General features: G+C 73.8%; 14 protein-coding genes. 1 reads left to right on the top strand and 13 read right to left on the bottom strand.

The window, feature by feature from the left end:
- Window positions 1–15: 15 nt before the first annotated feature.
- The 5 genes from FDO65_RS12925 to FDO65_RS12905 all read right to left on the bottom strand — a co-directional run bounded on the left by FDO65_RS12925 (window position 16) and on the right by FDO65_RS12905 (window position 8,174).
- Complete coding sequence (locus tag FDO65_RS12925; protein WP_137450124.1) at window positions 16–765, bottom strand: hypothetical protein; 750 nt, start codon at window positions 763–765, stop codon at window positions 16–18.
- A 136-nt stretch (window positions 766–901) separates the two neighbouring features.
- Window positions 902–3,826: a type I DNA topoisomerase gene (gene topA, locus FDO65_RS12920; RefSeq protein WP_137450123.1), complete on the bottom strand. Its 2,925-nt coding sequence runs from the start codon at window positions 3,824–3,826 to the stop codon at window positions 902–904.
- 189 nt (window positions 3,827–4,015) lie between these two features.
- On the bottom strand, window positions 4,016–4,732 hold the full coding sequence (locus FDO65_RS12915; protein ID WP_137450122.1) for a hypothetical protein: 717 nt from the start codon (window positions 4,730–4,732) through the stop codon (window positions 4,016–4,018).
- Window positions 4,733–4,951: 219 nt separating this feature from the next.
- Complete coding sequence (locus tag FDO65_RS12910) at window positions 4,952–5,662, bottom strand: hypothetical protein (protein ID WP_137450121.1); 711 nt, start codon at window positions 5,660–5,662, stop codon at window positions 4,952–4,954.
- A 211-nt stretch (window positions 5,663–5,873) separates the two neighbouring features.
- Window positions 5,874–8,174, bottom strand: coding sequence for a sodium-translocating pyrophosphatase (locus FDO65_RS12905; RefSeq protein ID WP_137450120.1), 2,301 nt, complete (start codon window positions 8,172–8,174; stop codon window positions 5,874–5,876).
- Window positions 8,175–8,454: 280 nt separating this feature from the next.
- Between FDO65_RS12905 and FDO65_RS12900 the strand changes: the two genes are divergently transcribed.
- A complete protein-coding gene (locus FDO65_RS12900) occupies window positions 8,455–10,809 on the top strand; it encodes a Zn-binding domain-containing protein (protein ID WP_137450119.1) in 2,355 nt (784 codons plus the stop codon).
- 17 nt (window positions 10,810–10,826) lie between these two features.
- Here FDO65_RS12900 and FDO65_RS12895 read toward each other — a convergent pair whose 3' ends face one another.
- The 8 genes from FDO65_RS12895 to FDO65_RS12860 all read right to left on the bottom strand — a co-directional run bounded on the left by FDO65_RS12895 (window position 10,827) and on the right by FDO65_RS12860 (window position 17,971).
- On the bottom strand, window positions 10,827–11,207 hold the full coding sequence (locus FDO65_RS12895; protein ID WP_205850017.1) for an Rv3654c family TadE-like protein: 381 nt from the start codon (window positions 11,205–11,207) through the stop codon (window positions 10,827–10,829).
- A gap of 89 nt (window positions 11,208–11,296) precedes the next feature.
- Window positions 11,297–11,623: a TadE family type IV pilus minor pilin gene (locus FDO65_RS12890; RefSeq protein WP_137450117.1), complete on the bottom strand. Its 327-nt coding sequence runs from the start codon at window positions 11,621–11,623 to the stop codon at window positions 11,297–11,299.
- 95 nt (window positions 11,624–11,718) lie between these two features.
- Window positions 11,719–11,925: a DUF4244 domain-containing protein gene (locus FDO65_RS23325; protein WP_420847541.1), complete on the bottom strand. Its 207-nt coding sequence runs from the start codon at window positions 11,923–11,925 to the stop codon at window positions 11,719–11,721.
- A gap of 255 nt (window positions 11,926–12,180) precedes the next feature.
- Complete coding sequence (locus FDO65_RS12880) at window positions 12,181–12,981, bottom strand: type II secretion system F family protein (RefSeq protein WP_166442176.1); 801 nt, start codon at window positions 12,979–12,981, stop codon at window positions 12,181–12,183.
- The gene (locus FDO65_RS12875) at window positions 12,978–13,937 is read right to left on the bottom strand and encodes a type II secretion system F family protein (RefSeq protein ID WP_137450115.1); all 960 of its coding nucleotides are present in this window, start codon (window positions 13,935–13,937) and stop codon (window positions 12,978–12,980) included. The genes FDO65_RS12880 and FDO65_RS12875 overlap by 4 nt, the downstream gene beginning before the upstream one ends.
- On the bottom strand, window positions 13,934–15,088 hold the full coding sequence (locus FDO65_RS12870) for a TadA family conjugal transfer-associated ATPase (RefSeq protein ID WP_137450114.1): 1,155 nt from the start codon (window positions 15,086–15,088) through the stop codon (window positions 13,934–13,936). Before FDO65_RS12870 ends, FDO65_RS12875 begins: the two co-directional genes overlap by 4 nt.
- Complete coding sequence (gene ssd, locus FDO65_RS12865; RefSeq protein ID WP_137450113.1) at window positions 15,085–16,149, bottom strand: septum site-determining protein Ssd; 1,065 nt, start codon at window positions 16,147–16,149, stop codon at window positions 15,085–15,087. The genes FDO65_RS12870 and ssd overlap by 4 nt, the downstream gene beginning before the upstream one ends.
- 1,063 nt (window positions 16,150–17,212) lie before the next feature.
- A complete protein-coding gene (locus FDO65_RS12860) occupies window positions 17,213–17,971 on the bottom strand; it encodes an oxidoreductase (protein WP_205850016.1) in 759 nt (252 codons plus the stop codon).
- Between the last annotated feature and the right edge of the window lie 75 nt (window positions 17,972–18,046).

Raw genomic sequence — 18,046 nt, 5'->3', positions numbered from 1 at the left:
CGGGCACGGGGCGGTTCACCGGTCCAGCAGGGAACGCACGAGGTCGACGATGCCGGCGGCCAGGCCCGACCCGAAGAGGAAGAGGACGGCGAAGACGAACAGCACGAAGATCAGCGTGGAGTTCGGGCGGCGGCGTTGCCCGTAGGCGGTGCGCCCGTCGGCCGTCCGGCCGGACGTACCGGCCGTCCGGGGAGCCGGGGGCCGCTGGCGGTCGGTCCCGGTCGGCAGGAACGGGGTGGCCGCCGCGGCGAATCTGCCGGAGTCCCGGGCCTGCCGGATGAAGTCGCGGGCGGTGGTCCCGCCGGACGACCAGCCGGTGCCCGCTCGCGGGTCCTGGGTGTACCGGCTCGGGGCCGATGGCGCGGTCCGGGCGGCGGACGCATTCTGGCGAGGGGCCTGCGGCGCCCGGCGGGCCGGGGCTCGGCGGGCGGCGGTGGGCGCCGGGGCCGGGGCGGGGGGACGCCGGGCCGCTGCGTGCGGTGCCGTCGGGCCGGTGGTCACCGGACGGATCGCCACAGGGACGGTGACCCGGGGCGGGAGGGCGCCGGGGTCGGTGGCGCTCAGGGCGTCCGGGAAGACCTCACCGGGCGCGGCCAGTCCGCCGAGGTCGGCGGGCCAGGGGCCGGGTTCGGCCATCCCATCGGCGCCGGACAGAGCGTCGGTGAACCCGTTCGAGCCGGGAGTGCGGGGCCGCCGACGACCGCCGCCGCGACCGTCGACCGGTACGACGGTGGCCGCGCCGTCGAGTCCACCGAGCGCCGTCATGTCCCCGATGGTAGGCGGGGGCTCCACCGAGAACAGCTGACCACTCCGACGAGGATCCCGTTCGGGGCCGATTCACGATGGGCGTCGGCCCGGCCGTTCGTTGTGGCCGGGCCGCGCGGCTGCGCTGCCTCGGCGATCAGTTGGACTCCCCGTCCGACGCGGCGGCCGCCTTGCGGCGGGTGGCCGTCGCCGTGCCGGCACGCCCGGTGCCCGTCTTGGCCGTCGTCTTGCGGGCGGCCGTCTTGGTCCCCGTTGCCTTCGTCGTGGTCGATTTGGCCGCCGTCTTGGCCGGCGCCCGGCGGGTCGTCGTCTTCTTGGGGGCGGCCCGACGGTCGGCCAGCAGTTCGGACGCCCGCTCGTCGGTCAGGGTCTCGACGGCGTCGCCCTTGCGCAGCGATGCGTTGGTCTCGCCGTCCGTGACGTATGGCCCGAACCGACCGTCCTTGATCACCATCGGCTTGTCGGTCGCCGCGTCCTTGCCCAGTTCCCGCAGCGGCGCCGCGGCCGCCGACTGCCGACCGCGGGTCTTGGGCTGCGCGTACAGCGCGAGCGCCTGCTCCAGCGTGTAGCTGAACAGCTCGTCCTCGGTGGCCAGCGACCGCGAGTCGGTGCCCTTCTTCAGGTACGGCCCGTACCGGCCGTTCTGGGCGGTGATCTCCTCGCCCGACGCCGGGTCGGCGCCGACGACGCGCGGCAGGGTGAGCAACTTGAGCGCGGTCTCGTGGTCGATGGTCTCCAGCGACATCGACTTGAACAGCGACGCCGTCTTCGGCTTCACCGCGTTCTTACCGGTCGTCGGGGTGCCCTCGGGGAGCACCTCGGTGACATACGGGCCGTAACGGCCGTCCTTGGCGACGATCGGGTAGCCGGTGTCGGGGTTGACGCCCAGCTCCCGGTCCCCCGCCTCGGCCTGTGCGAAGAGCGTGTCGACGGTCTCCGCGGTCACTTCGTCGGGGGCCAGGTCCTCCGGCAGGTTGGCCCGCTCGGTCAGCGGCGGCCCGTCCGGATTCTCCGGGTTGGGGCCGAGGACGCGTTCCAGGTAGGGGCCGTACCGGCCGACCCGGACGACGACCGTCCGGCCCTGCTCGTCGGTGAGGATCGGCAGCGAGTTGACCTCGCGGGCGTCGATGTCCTCGAGCCGGTCGCCGACCAGCTTCTTCAGACCCCCGCTGTCGGCGATGGAACCGGTCGCGCCGGCGCCGTTCTTGGTGTCCGACCCCTCGCTGCCGAGGTCGCCGCCACCGAAGTAGAACGAGTTCAACCAGGCGGTCCGGCCGAGCCGGCCGCCGGCGATGTCGTCGAGCTGGTCCTCCATGGCCGCGGTGAAGTCGTAGTCGACGAGCTGCGGGAAGTGCCGCTCGAGCAGGCCGACGACGGCGAACGCGATCCAGGACGGGACGAGCGCCTGGCCCTTGCGCCAGACGTACCCGCGGTCGGTGATGGTGCGGATGATCGAGGTGTACGTTGACGGCCGGCCGATGCCGTGTTCCTCCATGGCCTTGACCAGCGACGGCTCGGTGTAGCGGGCCGGCGGCAGGGTCACGTGGCTGGACGGGATCAGGTCCCGGGTGTCGAGCGCCTGCCCGACCGTCAGGTTCGGCAGCCGTCGCTCGGCGTCGTCGGCCTCCCCGCCGGCCTCGGCGTCGACGGTCTCGACGTACGCCCGCAGGAACCCGGGGAAGGTGATGGTGCGCCCCGAGGCCGCGAACCCGGCCGTCCGCGCGGTGGGCTCGGTGGTGGTGGACTCGATGCGCAGCGACAGCGTGAGGCCGCGGGCGTCGACCATCTGCGAGGCGATGGTGCGCTGCCAGATCAGCTCGTACAGCCGGAACTCGTCGCCGGACAGCTCCCGGGCGACCTGGCCGGGGGTCCGGAAGTCGTCGCCGGCCGGACGGATGGCCTCGTGGGCCTCCTGCGCGTTCTTGACCTTGCGGGTGTACTGCCGCGGCGACGGCGGGACGTAGTCGTCGCCGTAGAGCTGACGGGCCTGGCGGCGGGCGGCGTCCAACGCGGTCTGGCTCAGCGTCGTCGAGTCGGTCCGCATGTAGGTGATGTAGCCGCCCTCGTAGAGCCGCTGGGCGGTGCGCATCGTCCGCTCGGAGTTGAAGCCGAGCTTGCGACCGGCCTCCTGCTGCAGCGTCGAGGTCATGAACGGCGCATACGGCTTGCGGGTGTACGGCTTCTCCTCCGAGGAGGTGACCGTGGCCGGGCGGTCGGCCAGGGCGGTGGCCAGGCCACGCGCGCCCGCCTCGTCGAGCAACTGCACACCGGCGTCCACCGACGCCTTCTTCAGCTGCCCGGTGCGCTCGTCGAAGTCGCGGCCGACGGCGATGCGGTTGCCGTCGACGGTCTGCAGGGCGGCGGTGAAGGTGCTGTCCTGCCCGGTCGGCGCGAACGTGGCGTCCAGACCCCAGTAGGTGCCGCTGCGGAAGGCCATCCGGGCCCGTTCGCGGTCGACGACCATCCGGGTCACGACGGACTGCACCCGGCCCGCCGACAGCTTCGGCATGACCTTCTTCCACAGCACCGGCGAGACTTCGTAGCCGTACAGCCGGTCGAGGATGCGGCGGGTCTCCTGGGCGTCGACCAGGTCGTTGTTCAGCTCACGGGGCGACTCGGCGGCGGCCCGGATCGCGGCCTCGGTGATCTCGTTGAAGACCATCCGCTTGACCGGCACGGTCGGCTTGAGGGTCTGCAGCAGGTGCCAGGCGATGGCCTCGCCCTCGCGGTCCTCGTCGGTAGCCAGATAGAGCTCGTCGGCCTCGGCGAGCAGCGACTTGAGCTTGGCGACCTGGCTCTTCTTCTCCGGGGAGACGATGTAGAGCGGCTCAAAGCCCTGGTCGGTGTTGACCCCGAGCCGGGCCCACGGCTCGCCCTTGTACTTGGCGGGCACGTCGGCGGCGCCGCGCGGCAGGTCCCGGATGTGCCCGGACGAGGAGTCGACGATGTAGCCGTCACCCAGGTAGGCGGCGATCTTGCCGACCTTGCTGGGGGACTCCACGACGACGAGTCGCGTGGGGCGGTCGGAGCCGCCCGACCGCCTGGTCTTGGCTGGGGCCATTTCGATGTCCGTCCTTGTCGCCACTGCCCACGGGAACCCGGCCACGGGGGCCGGTCGGCGCCTCCGACCGGGCCGATGGGTTCGGCGGCGGAGCCGCAACGGGACGATTCACCCCGCCACCGGGGCGTCCGCTGCAGGATGCCACACACAACCACCCGACCCGACCGACACCGCGCGGTGACCGCGCCGTCACGGGGGTGAACCGGCGGCGCGCATGATCTCGCGGTAGCGGTCGATGAGGGCCGCCGGCGGCCGGCCCGAGGCCAGGTCGGGGGCGAGCAGCGCGTGGGCGGCGGCGGGATCGTGGACCTCCCAGTGCCGACGGCGCCATCCGCGCAGCAGTTCGTCGGCGGGCACCGGGCGGAGCGCCGCGCGCACCGCGGGATGGTCGACGCCGAGCGCGAGCGCTCGGTGCAGCAGCAGGTCGAGATGCGCACCGACCGTGTGCAGGTCCTCGGCGGAACAGCCGCCGGTGGCCACCAGATCGGTCCCCCGGGTCAGATACCCGGGCACCGACCGGTCCGGGTGCACGAACAGCTGCAGGAACAGTCGGTGCCGCAGGTCCCACCAGGGGTCCACCGACCCGGACGGATCGTCGGCCCAGGCCTCGTACCAGCCGAACGTCGAGATGCTCCGGGTTCGCCAGAACTGGGCGTCGCGCACCTGGGCGCGGTAGAGGTTGTGGAACGTCAGCCACAGGCCGGCTCCGGTTCCGGTTCCGACGATGAGGATCGAGCCCGGCTGGAAGAAGAGGATCGTCGCCCAGGCCACTGTGTCGGAGTCCGAATACAGGCCGGTCGCCCACCAGAGGCCCCAGATGAACAGCGAGACCGCAACCACGATGAGCGCCGTGGTCAGCCAGTACCACTGCCGTCGGCGGTGCAGCCGGACCCGGAGGTCGTCCACGGGGTGCACCCTGGACCCCGGCGCGGCCCCGGGTACCGCGACCGTCGTCCCGTCCTGATCCACGTCTGCTCCGTCCGCCTGCCGGCGGGGTCGTCCGACCGGGCGAGCGAACGGTAACGAGCGTGGCGGGCGGGCAGAAACCGTCGAGCGGCCCTGTGGACAACCCGCCCGCATGGGGATACACGCAGTCCGCCGGACGACGGTTGTCGCGCGGTTTCCTCAGTGGATGGCGGGCGGGAACGCTCCGGGCGGCGCCTCCGGCGGCGCGCTGCCCACCAGCTCGGCGAGCCGCTGGCAGCGCCGGTGACCGACGATGCGGATGGCGGGGGAACGGGTGCGTGACCCGACCAGCGAGCCGGTGATCCCGGCCGCCGAGCAGGCGGCGGCCAACCCCACGTGGGTGTCCACGGCGTCCGGGTCCAGGCCGAGCAGATAGCCGACGTCGGCCGGCCGCCCGGACGTGATGACCCAGCAGCGCAGCAGACCGGCGGTCAGCCGCAGGTCGTCGGGCAGCGTCTTGATGGATCGTTGGGTCCACCGGCGGGCCAGCTCGTCCAGGTGCGGGGCCTGCTCGAGCCGCAGCTCCCAGCTGCGACCGTCGTCGTCCCCGACGGGCTCGTCGCGCGCGGTCGGCGCCGCCAGATCCGGCGGGGCCCCGGCGGGCAGGATCTCCACGTCCCGGACCCGGCACTCCCGCTGCAGCGCCTCCAGGCGCCACCGGGCGTCGACGACGACAGACAGGCGCGCACCGCCGGGGCTGGGCGCGATCCGCCCCGGCCCGGCCAGCAGACCGGCCAGGTCGTCGGGTTCGGGTGGGGTCAGGTCGGCGGAGAACAGCGACAGCTGGTTGTCCCGTTCGGCCTCGGCCCGGCTGACGACGATGGCTTCGGCCCGGGTGAACAGCCCGGGTTGCCGCGCGTCGGCGCTCATCGCCGCCCTCCCTTCTCGCCACTCCCGGCGGGGCCGGGGATCGTCGGATGCCGTCGCGGCCGCCGCCCATCTGCGAGCGTGCCCCGGGCCGTGGGCGCCGGCCGGTCGCCGTGGAGCGGGATTACCCCATCGGAGGGGCGGCGACACGACTGACCGGCCCGGGGCGCTCCCCCGGGCCGGTCAGCTCGTGTCGTCCGATGGTGCCGACCGGTCAGGCCGGCTGCGGCTGGTCGGCGTGCAGTGCCGATGCCCGGCGCTTGGACACGACGACCGCGGCGATGATGATCACCAGGGCGACCGCGGCGATGGCGTACCGGATGCCCTCGTTCGCTCCGGACCCCACGGTGAGGGTCACGACGGCCGGGGCGATGAGCACCGACACCAGGTTCATGACCTTCAGCAGCGGGTTGATGGCCGGGCCGGCGGTGTCCTTGAACGGGTCGCCGACGGTGTCGCCGATGACGGTGGCCTCGTGGGCCGGGGAGCCCTTGCCGCCGTGCCGGCCGTCCTCGACGATTTTCTTCGCGTTGTCCCACGCACCGCCGGAGTTGGCCAGGAAGACGGCCATCAGCGTGCCGGTGGCGATGGTGCCGGCCAGGTAGCCGGCCAGCGGACCGACACCCAGGCCGAAGCCGACGGCGATGGGAGCGAAGACGGCGAGCAGGCCGGGGGTGGCCAACTCCCGCAGCGAGTCGCGGGTGACGATGTCGACGACCTTGCCGTACTCCGGCTTGGTCGTGCCCTCCATGATCCCGGGGATGTCGCGGAACTGACGTCGCACCTCGTAGACCACCGCGCCGGCCGCCCGGGACACCGCATTGACCGCGAGACCGGAGAAGAGGAAGACGACGCAGGCGCCGAGGAGCATGCCGACCAGGGTGGCGGGCGACACGACGTTCGCGGTGAAGACCTCGATGGCCTCGCCGGCCGTGACCATGGCCTGCAGGATCGCGTCGGAGTAGGAGCCGAACAGCGCGGTCGCCGCCAGTACGGCGGTCGCGATGGCGATGCCCTTGGTGATGGCCTTGGTGGTGTTGCCGACGGCGTCCAGCTCGGTGAGGATCTGCGCGCCCTGCTCGGACACCTCGCCGCTCATCTCGGCCACGCCCTGGGCGTTGTCGGAGACCGGGCCGAAGGTGTCCATGGCGACGATGACGCCGACGGTGGTGAGCAGACCGCAGCCGGCCAGCGCGATCATGAACAGCGCCACGATGAGGGACCCCGAGAGCAGGAACGCGCCGTAGACGGCTCCCGCGATGACCAGCGCGGTGTACACGGCCGACTCGAACCCGACCGAGATACCGGCCAGCACGACGGTGGCCGCGCCGGTCAGCGAGGCGTCGGCCACGTCGTTGGTGGGCTTGGTCTCGGTGCCGGTGAAGTAGCCGGTGAGCCAGAGGATGACCGCGGCCAGCACGATGCCGATGATGACGGCGATGAAGGCGATCAGTGCCGGGTTGCCGGTCTCGTTCGCGACCGCGGCGACGCCGAGGTCGGCGAAGCTGCCGGGCAGGTAGACGAAGGCGGCGACCCCGCACAGCACGGCCGAGATGACGGCCGAGATGTAGAAGGACCGGTTGATGGTCGTCAGTCCGGCCTCGCCGGCCCGTGGCTTGGTGATGTAGACGCCGATGATGGCGGTCAGCACGCCGATGGCCGGGACGATCAGCGGGAAGATCAGGCCCTTGGCCCCGAAGGCGGCGCTGCCCAGGATGAGCGAGGCGACCAGGGTCACCGCGTACGACTCGAAGAGATCGGCGGCCATGCCCGCGCAGTCACCGACGTTGTCGCCCACGTTGTCGGCGATGGTGGCGGCGTTGCGGGGGTCGTCCTCGGGGATGCCCTGTTCGACCTTGCCGACCAGGTCGGCGCCGACGTCGGCGGCCTTGGTGAAGATGCCGCCGCCGACCCGCATGAACATGGCGAGCAGGGCGGCGCCGAACCCGAAGCCCTCGAGCACCTTCGGCGCTTCGCCGGTGTAGACGAGCACGACGATGGCGGTGCCGAGAAGGCCGAGGCCGGTGGTGGCCAGGCCCACGGTGCCGCCGGTGCGGAACGCGATCCGCATGGCCGCGTCCCGTCCCCCGGGCTCGTTGGCGGCGGCGGCGACCCGGACGTTGGCCCGGGTGGACAGCCACATGCCGAGGTAGCCGATCGCGGCCGAGAAACCGGCGCCGACCAGGAAGAAGATCGACCGGCCGATCCGCTCGCCGGTGGTGTTCGCGGGCAGCACGAACAGCAGGGCGAAGACGATGACGACGAAGATGCCGAGGGTGCGGAACTGTCGTCCGAGGTAGGCGGCCGCGCCCTCCTGGACGGCTTCGGAGATCTCCCGCATCTTCGGTGTGCCCTGACCGGCGGCCAGTACCCCGGCGCGCAGGACGAAGGCGATGACCAGGGCGACGAGGGCGATCACCCCCACGGCGATCACGATGCCCTGATCGCTCCCACTGAGGGTCAGGTCGGCGGCGGCAGCGGTGTGTGTCGTCGTCGCGGCAAGAGTTGTAGTCATCGAACTCCCGATCCCTGCATGCACAGTCGTGAAAGTCCGGTCACAACATGCGGGACCGGCGTTGGTCGACACGTGTCGCCGCGGTTGCTCACGGCGTGACGCATCGCACTGTATGTCACCTCTCACGAAGTTCTCAGCAGCTGGTCCGACACGCGCTGCGCGCGTCGGATGGCGCCGTAATGCCGCTGGTCAAGCGGTAGTCTTCGGACAACCGAGCGGGGCGTGCCGGCTGCTGACGGCGCCCGCCACGAATGGCTGAATCGATCAAAGAGGCTGATAGGTGACCTCCGTCACATCCGGCGTGCTGCATACCGAGTTCCTGGCCGCGCGGGCCGGCGAGCCGGTGTCGTGGCCCGAGTGGGTGCCGGCCGAGCTGCGGGCCGCCTGCGCGCGCCGCGGGGTCATCGCCCCCTGGTCGCACCAGGCGGCCACCGCTGACCTCGCCGCGTCGGGCCGGGACGTGGTGGTCAGCACCGGTACGGCCTCGGGGAAGTCGCTGGGCTACCAGCTGCCGGTGCTGGCGGCGGCCATGGCCGACCCGCGGACCTGTTCGCTGTACCTGTCGCCGACCAAGGCCCTGGCGGCCGATCAGCTGGCGTCGTTGGTCGGGTTCGAGCTGCCGGGGGTGCGTCCGGCGCGCTACGACGGCGACACCACCACCGATGAACGCGACTGGGCGCGGGCGCACGGGAACGTGCTGCTGACCAACCCGGACATGCTGCACCGCGGGATCCTGCCGCAGCACGGACGCTGGTCGCGGGTGCTGCGGCGCCTGCGGTACGTGGTGCTGGACGAGTGCCACGCCTACCGCGGGGTGTTCGGTGCGCACGTGGCCCTGACCCTGCGGCGGCTGGTGCGGCTGGCCCGCCGGTACGGGTCGGATCCGGTCTTCGTGCTGGCGTCGGCGACCGCGGCCGACCCGGCCGGAGCGGGGCGGCGGTTGACGGGGCGACCCTGTGTGGCGGTGACCGCCGACGGCGCCCCCCGCCCGGCGTCGACATTCGTCCTGTGCGAGCCGCCGGCCCTGGACGGTGTCGCCGGGGAGAACGGGGCGCCGATCCGCCGATCGGCCGGGACGCACGCCGCGCACGTGATGGCCGATCTGGTCGCGGCCGGCACCCGCACGCTGACCTTCGTCCGGTCGCGGCACGGCGCCGAGACCACGGCGGTCACCGCCGGCCGACTGCTCGACGAGGCCGTCGGATCCGCCGCGGGCCGGGTCGCCGCCTACCGGGGCGGTTACCTCGCGGAGGACCGACGGGCGCTGGAACGGGCTCTGGCCAGCGGCGAACTGCTCGGCCTGGCCTCCACCAACGCCCTGGAACTGGGCATCGACATCGCCGGCCTGGACGCGGTCGTCCTGACGGGCTGGCCGGGGACGCTCGCGTCCCTCTGGCAGCAGGCCGGACGGGCCGGGCGGCGCGCCGCACCGGAGCCGGGACGGCCGGACCCGATGGCCGTCTTCGTCGCCCGGGATGATCCGCTGGACACCTATCTCGTCCACCACCCGGAGCGCATCTTCGGCCGGCCGGTGGAGGCCGCGGTCTTCGACCCGGCCAACCCTTACGTGCTCGGCCCCCATCTGGCCTGCGCGGCCGCCGAACGGCATCTCACCGAGGACGACCTCGAACTGTTCGCCACCCCCGGGCTGTCCGGGGCCGAGCAGGCGGCCGCCGTGCAGGCGGTGCGGGCGGTGGTCACCGACCTGGTGGCCCGCCGGATCCTGCGCCGCCGACCGGCCGGCTGGTTCTGGGCCGAACCGGGCAGCCCCGCCGAACGGGTCGACCTGCGCGGCGGTGGGGGCGGCCAGGTGGCGATCGTCGAGGGCGAGTCCGGCCGTCTGCTCGGCCACGTCGACGTGGGCCGGGCGCCCTCCCAGGTCCACCCGGGTGCGGTGCACCTGCACCAGGGCGAGTCGTACGTGGTCGACGACATGGACCTGGTCGACGGGGTGGCGTTCGTGCACCGGGCGAGCCCGCCGTGGACCACGGTGGCCCGTTCGATCTCCAGCGTCGACCTGACCGACCCGTCGGCCGCCCGGACGTTGACCGGCGGCATCCGGGTCGGCTACGGCCCGGCCCGGGCCACCGGTCAGGTTGTCGGCTACCTGCGCAAACGGTCCGATGGCGAGCTCATCGACGCGGTGCCGTTGGACATGCCGGCGCACGCCCTGGACACCCGGGCGGTCTGGTATTCGATCCCCGAGGACGTGCTGTTGGCGGCGGGTCTGGACGAGGGCGAGATCCCCGGTGCGTTGCATGCGGCCGAGCATGCGGCCATCGGCCTGCTCCCCCTGTTCGCCGGGTGCGATCGATGGGACATCGGCGGTCTGTCCACCGCGCGGCATCCCGATACCGGCGATCCGACCGTCATCGTCTACGACGGGTATCCGGGCGGGGCGGGCTTCGCCGAACGGGGCATGGCCGTTCTGGCCGACTGGCTGGCGGCCGTCCGCGACCTCGTGCGTGACTGCCCGTGCGAGCGCGGCTGTCCGTCCTGCGTGCAGTCGCCGAAATGCGGCAACGGCAACAACCCGCTGTCCAAGACCGGCGCGCCGGTGGTCCTCGATCTGGTGCTGCAGTCCCTCGCCCTGGAGACCGATCTGCGCTCGACCGGGGCGACGGTGCGGGCCTGACCGTTCCGGCGGCCAGGTCACGGTGCATCCGGGACCGCGTCGTCGCCGGACCCGCCCGCGGCGCGGACCCCGACGTCCGACACCGGGCCGGCCTGGGCCCGTCCGTCGGCGGAACCGTCGACCGGCCCGACCCGGACGTCGACCGTGGTGGTGACGCGGACGGTGACCCCGGTGACGCGGCAGGAGTCGAGGCCGGCCCCGTTCGCCTCCGCCACCCGGACCGCGGCGGCGCAGACGGCGTCGGCCCCGCGCACCACCACGGCCGCCCCGGCCAGCGCCGCCAGATCGGCCGCCGCCCCGGCCCGGTGCCGCGCCGTCACCGCCGCCGCCAGCCAGGTGGCCGCCACCAGCACCACCAGCAGCGCCGCCAGACCCGCCGCGACCAGCACCGTCGCCACACCCGCGTCCGCCTCTCCGGCGCGCTCTTCCGACGGCCATCGGCCAGCCCCACGGACCGCTGACCCCGGCCGAATCCCCGGCCACGCGATCACCGGGTCGCCCCGGGTCGCGGTTCGACCGCCGCCACCGCGGACGCCGACAGCTGGATGCCGGGCAGCAGGCCCCCGGCCGCCCGGCTGGTGACCGTCGCGGTGACCAGACCGTCGGCGCGGTCCAATCGCAGCTCGGCCCCGTCCGGGGCCGCAGCCCGCACGACAGCCGCCGCCGCCCCGGTGTCGTCGCGGGCGGCCAGCCGCGCTGCCTCCCGGGCCGCGTCCACACAGCGCAGATGGCCCATCAGGCAGACGATCGCCGCCAGTGCCCCCGCCAGGACGACCGCCAGCACGGACAGCGCCAGGGCCGCCTCGACGGTCACCGCACCCCGGTCGTCCCCGGATGTCGGTGGGCCGGTGGCGACAACGCGGGTCGACCGGCCGACCGGACGCCGGGACGGGCGAGTGGGCACGGTGGTCAGAACGTCGAGGACAGCGCGGACTCGACGAGGTTCGTCAGGCCGGCCACCACGGAGTCGCCGGTGACGATCTTGTACAGCACCGCCGCGAACGCCGCGGCCACCACCGTCCCCACCGCGTACTCGACCGTGCTCATCCCGGCGTCGCCGGCCGGGCCGGCCGGGCCGGCCGCGGGGCCGGCTGTCGCACCGGTGGCGTCCGCCAGGGCCGACGGGTTACCGGCGGCGGCCGGCCGGCGTGACCACCGCCGCAGCATCGACACCTGGCCGGAACAGCCGGATTCGTGGGTGTCGGTGGTTCCGACGGCGGTCGGTGGGCTGACGGTCATGGCGGACTCCTTCCAGCGTTCCGGGAACGGCTCCCGGAGTGGTGACATCGACTGTGCGGCAACGGGTGTGATCGCGGCAGAACGATCGTGTGCTTGTGGACAGCCGTCCGGGATGTGGACAGCCGGCCGGCGTCAGAACAGGTCGAGTTGGCCGATGAGGCCCAGCACGACCGGGGCGAGACCGAGGCACAGGAAGGCCGGCAGGAAGCACACGCCGAGCGGGGCGACCATGAGCACACCGGCGCGGCCGGTGGCCTGGCGCTCCGCGGTCTCGACCTGGGCCCGGAGCGCCCGGGCCTGCTCGCGGACGGCGTCGGCCAGGCCCGCACCCCCCAGTGCCGAACGGCGGGCGGCGGACGCCAGCGGACGCAGGTCCGGGTCGTCGTCCGCCGGTTTCCAGGCCGCGTCGGGGCCGGCCCCCAGCTCGAGCATCGCCGCGACGGCCTCGAGCACCCGGTCGGCCTGCGCCTCGGCGGTGGTGTCACCACCGGCCGGAGCCGCCGTCCCGTCGGCCCGAGGCGGGGGCGACGGCAGCGCATCGGCCACGGCCCGCAGCGCAGCCCCGATGGGCATGCCCGCGTCGAGACAGGCGGCGACCAGTTCGTGGTGCACGGCCAGGTCGGCCTGCCGACGTGAGGACGACCCGCGGGAGCGGCGGGCCGCTCGTCGACGGATCACCACCACCGCCGCCGCGAGCACCACCAGCCACCAGGCCTCGGGGGCGATGAGCACGATGACCAGGGCCGGCCCGATCCCGGCGATCAGGTCGGCGCGCCGTCGCGCGGACGGATCGTCGTCGTCCAGTCCGATCCGCGCCCGCCAGCCGCCACGGCCCGTCGACGGCGTCCGCAGACGCCCCCCGTTCGGCGGCGGGGGCCAGAGCAGTAAGGACAGTCCGAGCACGACCAGGGCGTACGGAGCGGCGGGGGTCATCGCCGGACGATGCGCGCGGACCAGAGCAGGCCGGCGGCGGTCAGGACGGTGCCGGTGAGCAGCAGGATCGGCCCCCATCCGCTGGGGGCGAGCAGGACGGCGAACGGGTCGACCCCCATGCCGCTGCCCAGCAGCAGTCCCATGATCGGCAGAGCCGCCAGCACCCAGCCGGACAGGCGGGGACCGGCGACCTCGGCGCGTCGCGCGTCGAGTGCGGTGGTGCGCTCCTCGGCCACGGCGACCACGGCATCGACGAGCCGGGTCAGCGGCAGCCCCGTGCGGGTCGCCAGGCGCCAGCCGCACACGAGCCGGACGGTCAGCTCGTCGACCGGCCCACGTCGGCGGCGTGAGGCGTCCGGCGGCCCCGTCGACGGCCCGCGGCCGGCCGCCTCGGGCACCACGAGGTCCCGCAACACCTGCTCCACCCGTCCGCGATCGGTCACCGGTACTCCGATCCCGGAGCGCGACCTCCGGGACGAGCCGGACCGACCGGCGAGGGCGGCCCTGACCGCCGCGTCCGGTGAGGCACCCGCGCGGAGCTCGCGAGCGACCATGCGCAGCGCCGCGGTCAGCTCGACCAGCTCACGGCGCCCCCGACGATCGGCCGCTCCCCACCGCAGCAGGAGGGTCACGGTCCCGCCGAGCACCGCGACCGCCGCCGACCCGGCGGCCGACCCCAGCAGCAGGACGGCCCCCGCCGCCAGCAGGACCATCAGGCACGCGGTCATCGTGTCCGCACGGAGCCGCACCCGCGGGCCGTGTCCCGCGCGTCGGGACCGTCCCGACGCCCGGTCGGAGCGGGCGGGCGGGCAGGGCGGCGAGGGCCAGAGCAACAGCGCCGCCGCCAGGCACGACAACCCCAGGGCCGACCAGAGTCCGCCCGATCCGGGCGTCCCCCACGCCGGCCAGCCATCGGCGACCGCCCCGTCCGGGGACGCGATGACCGCCTTCGTCACCACGGGACACCGACCCCGCGGTCGGCCAGCACCGTGGCCAGCACCGCCGCGCCCCGGGCGACCGGCACACCGCGACGCACGGCGGGGACGGCCGACACCAGGCCGTCGGAACCGCGCTGCAGCACAGCGATCTCGACCAGTTCGCGACCGGCCGCGCCCCGGGTCATGTGCAGGACGATCTGCACGGCGCCGGCGAGCTGGGCGTGCACGGCCGACCGGCCGACGCCGCCGAGGGCGGCCAGCGCCTCGATGCGGGCCGGTACGTCGGCGGCGGTGTTGGCGTGGACCGTCCCGGCGCCGCCGTCGTGGCCGGTGTTGAGGGCGGCCAGCAGATCGACGACCTCCAAACCCCGGACCTCGCCGACCACGATGCGGTCGGGCCGCATCCGGAGGGCCTGGCGGACGAGATCACGCAGGACCACGGCTCCGGCCCCCTCGACGTTCGCGGGCCGGGCGACCAGACGCACCAGATGCGGATGGGGCGGGCGGAGTTCCTCGGCGTCCTCGACCGTGACCACCCGCTCGTCCGGTGGGAGCGCGGCGAGGAGCGCGGCCAGCAGGGTCGTCTTGCCCGAACCGGTCCCGCCACTGACCAGAAACGCCAACCGGGCGGCGACGATGCCGGCCAGCACCTCCCGGGTGACGCCCGGGAGGGTGCCAGTGGCTGCGAGGGTGGTCAGGTCGTGGCGAACGGGCCGCAGGACCCGCAGCGACACGCTCGTCCCGGTCGCGGCCACCGGGGCCAGGACGGCGTGCAGCCGACTGCCGTCGGCCAGCCGTGCGTCCACCCAGGGACAGGCGTCGTCGAGTCGGCGACCGGCCGCGGTGGCCAGCCGGCGGGCCAGGCGGGCCACCGCGGCGTCGTCCGGGAACCGGATGTCGGTCGCTTCCCAGCCGTGACCCCGGTCGACCCGCACATCGTCCGGTCCGTTGACGACGACGTCGGTGGTGGCCGGGTCGGCCAGCAGTTCACTGAGCGGGCCGCTGCCGACGAGTTCGCGTTGCAGCAACCGGATGAGCCGCAGGAGCTCGGCGTCGCTGAGCAGTCCGGCGGACTCGGCCCGGATGGCCGTGGCGAGTGCGGTGGACGTGGGGGCGGCGCCGTCACGCACCAGCCGGCGCTGCACGCGCTCGATCAGGTCGGCGCTCACACCGCGACCGGATCGAGCAGGTCCAGGACCGCGCCGGCAGCCCGACCGAGGGCATCCCGGGGGCCGCCGGACGGGACGATCCCGCGCTCGCCGTCCCGGGCCACGGCCGGGAGCGCCCGCATCCTGGCCCAGAGCGGCAGGTCCAGCACGTCGGCGACCTCCTGCGCGCTCAGTCCGCCGGGCGAGGGGCCGCGAACCACGACACCGCACCGGCCGGCGGATTCGGACAGGACCGGGATCAGCCGGCGGGCGGCCAGGCACGCCCGCACGTCGGCCGGCACCACCAGCACCGTCAGGTCCGCTCGTTCCAGCACCCGGTCGGTGACCGGTTGCGGATGCCGCGGCAGGTCGACGATGGTCAGCACCCCGGCCCGGCGACAGCCGTCGAGGACCACCTCAGCCACGGCGGCGTCCACCGGCTCGACCCGCCCCGGCGGGTAGGCCAGGACCGGGATCCGCCCACCACCGGAGGACGCCGCCGGCACCGCCCGCAGCAGGGTGTGCGCGTCCAGCCGTCCGGTGGGTGCGGTCAGGTCGGTCCAGCGGACGCCCGGTCGATCCTCGATGCCCACCAGCGCGTCGAGGCCGGAGCCGGTCGGGTCGGCATCCATGAGCAGGACCTCCGGCTGGTCCCGCACGGCCGCGGCGGCCAGTGCGAGCGCGAACACCGTGGCGCCCGCCCCGCCGCATCCGCCGACCACCGCGATGCACCGACCATCGTCTGGACCGCCGGCGACGGTGTCGGCGAGGGCGGCGACGATGTCGACATCGCCCTGTCCGATCTCCAGGACCCGATCGACGCCCAGGGCGACGGAGGCCGACCAGGTGGCCGGGGTGGGGGCGGACCGGGCGAGGACCACGACACCGGGCCGCCGGCCGAGCCGGGCGGCCACCAGCTCACCGACGAGCTCCTCGTCGACCAGCACCGTCGGGGCGTCGCGCCAGGCCGTCCGGCACCCGGCGTCGCGACTGTGGGTGAGCTCGACGCCGGCGGCCGCGGCCATCCGGAGTACGTCGTCGAGCAGGTGGTCGTCGGCCGTGATCAACAGCGGGCGTGGCATGTGTTCGTCTCCCCGGGGTGCGCCGTCAGCGAGGAACCCAGGGAACGTCACAGCAACACTCACCCACCACGGGCCGACCGCAGGTGGGGACGGATATCGGGGATGTGGACAACTACCGTCGCCGGCTGTGTGGATGATCGCCGAGCGGAGCACATCGCCGGGCCGACCCGAGAAAAGGGGCGGCCCCCGCCAGGGGGGAGGGCGGGGGCCGCGGGGGTTCAGCTCCGGGGGGTTGAGCTGAACCCGATGGTCGGTTCCGGGGGGGTGGAAACCGACGACTTCACTGTAGACCCGAGCCCAGCCATTCGTCACCTATGGCACGCAGGGCATTGCCGTGTTCTCCCGGTTGCCCACCTCGTCTGTTGACTCGATCGGGGGCGTCTGAATCGGTCCGGCCGGGGGAACGCCGTCGTGGCGGTTGCCGACGACGTCGGACGCGGGTATCACTGTTGACAGGGACCCCCGCCCGGCCAGGGACATCGCGGAAGAGAAGTGATGCCCACCCCGTGGAGGAGCTCCCCGCGTGGACCCCGGTACCCACTCACCGCTGTATGCCGCGGGAGGTACGTCGTCAGGGCCACTCCCGAGAGACGGGAACGCCCGTAACGACGAGTCGTGGTGAGCCTGGTAGCCGGTCAGCCTACGCCGACGGCGCCCCGAGAAGTATTGCGGGGCGCCGTCTTTCATTTCCGGACCAGGCATGCGCCGGCCGGCCGCCCGGATCGTCGCGGAGAACAGCGAGCAGCCGGTGCGCTGTCGTTCGACGCTCCCCTCGCCCGGCCGACCGCGGCCCGGCAGGTCACTCCGGGCCTCGCCCCACGTTCCGCTCCGGGCGAATGCGCCGAGCGGGACCACCGTTGGCTCGGGACCGGTTCACGACGCCGGCCCGCCACGGGCGCCCTTTTCGCGCCCCTTCGATGCGAAGGGGCGCCCCCAGATCGGTGGGCCGGAACATGCGGAGGAATTCACCCGGACGGAGCAAGCCGCGCCGTGCTTTTGCGCGGCCAATAAAATCGCAAAGTGATTGCCTGATTACTAGTAGCAGCCAAAATGCTGGTGAGCATCAAATGACACTGTCAGCGACGGTGATCGCTTCCCGTGCGCCCTCGACCAGAGCGTCGACCGTCCGTCGCGTCCACTCGACCTCGTCCCAGCCGATCGGCTCCGGACGAGAATCGGGACGAAACCATCGCAGATAGGCGATCTCGGGCACGGTGAGGCCGTCGGGGTCCAGCCCGGTCGCCATCATCGTCAGTCGCGCGGCCGCCCGGGCCACCACACCGTTGGCCGTCGCGAACGGCGACGTCACGACGAGCTCCCGATGGACGAGGGCGACCAGTTGCGGAGCCGGTCGACCACCCGCCAGCACCAGATCGCTGACCTGTCCCAGCGCGGACGCCGCCCCGGGGCCGGGACGCGGCCGCCCGACCTCGCCGTCAGCCGCCACCCCGGCGGCGGCGAGCAGATGGAGGCGGGCCAGCACCTGCCGGGGAGAGCGCTGCCAGGCTCCGACGAGATCGGGCAGGGCCGCGCCGGCCCGAACGGCTCCGACCAGCACCGGCGACACGGTCGTCGTCGGGACGGACAGCGGGACCCCGTCGATCGCGGCCGACAGCCGGGCCGCCCGCAGGCCGGCCTCGGCTGCGTTCCGCTCCCGGTGACGACGTTGAGCGGGATGACCGCGGACCTCGTCGATGGCCCGTCTCGCGCGTTCGACGTCTCCGTCCTGCTCGGGTGCCGGTGCCCGCCGGGCGGGGCCCGATGCACCGCGCGGCTCAGCGGGACCGGATGGGGCGACGCGATCGCCGGCAGAACTGGACACGTCCCGCACGCTACCGACGCCAGCTGGTTCGCCGGCCCGCTCACCGCCTCACCACCCCGGCTCGCCGGCTCGCGC

Origin of the sequence: Nakamurella flava, assembly GCF_005298075.1 — a bacterium.
Lineage (GTDB): Bacteria > Actinomycetota > Actinomycetes > Mycobacteriales > Nakamurellaceae > Nakamurella > Nakamurella flava.
This window is presented reverse-complemented; position numbering and strand designations above follow the sequence as displayed.

Bases quoted from the DNA above. Each gene is read 5' to 3' on its own strand.
- FDO65_RS12925 (WP_137450124.1), bottom strand. From the start codon at position 765: ATGACGGCGCTCGGTGGACTCGACGGCGCGGCCACCGTCGTACCGGTC.
- topA (WP_137450123.1), bottom strand. From the start codon at position 3,826: ATGGCCCCAGCCAAGACCAGGCGGTCGGGCGGCTCCGACCGCCCCACG.
- FDO65_RS12910 (WP_137450121.1), bottom strand. From the start codon at position 5,662: ATGAGCGCCGACGCGCGGCAACCCGGGCTGTTCACCCGGGCCGAAGCC.
- FDO65_RS12905 (WP_137450120.1), bottom strand. From the start codon at position 8,174: ATGACTACAACTCTTGCCGCGACGACGACACACACCGCTGCCGCCGCC.
- FDO65_RS12880 (WP_166442176.1), bottom strand. From the start codon at position 12,981: ATGACCCCCGCCGCTCCGTACGCCCTGGTCGTGCTCGGACTGTCCTTA.
- ssd (WP_137450113.1), bottom strand. From the start codon at position 16,149: ATGCCACGCCCGCTGTTGATCACGGCCGACGACCACCTGCTCGACGAC.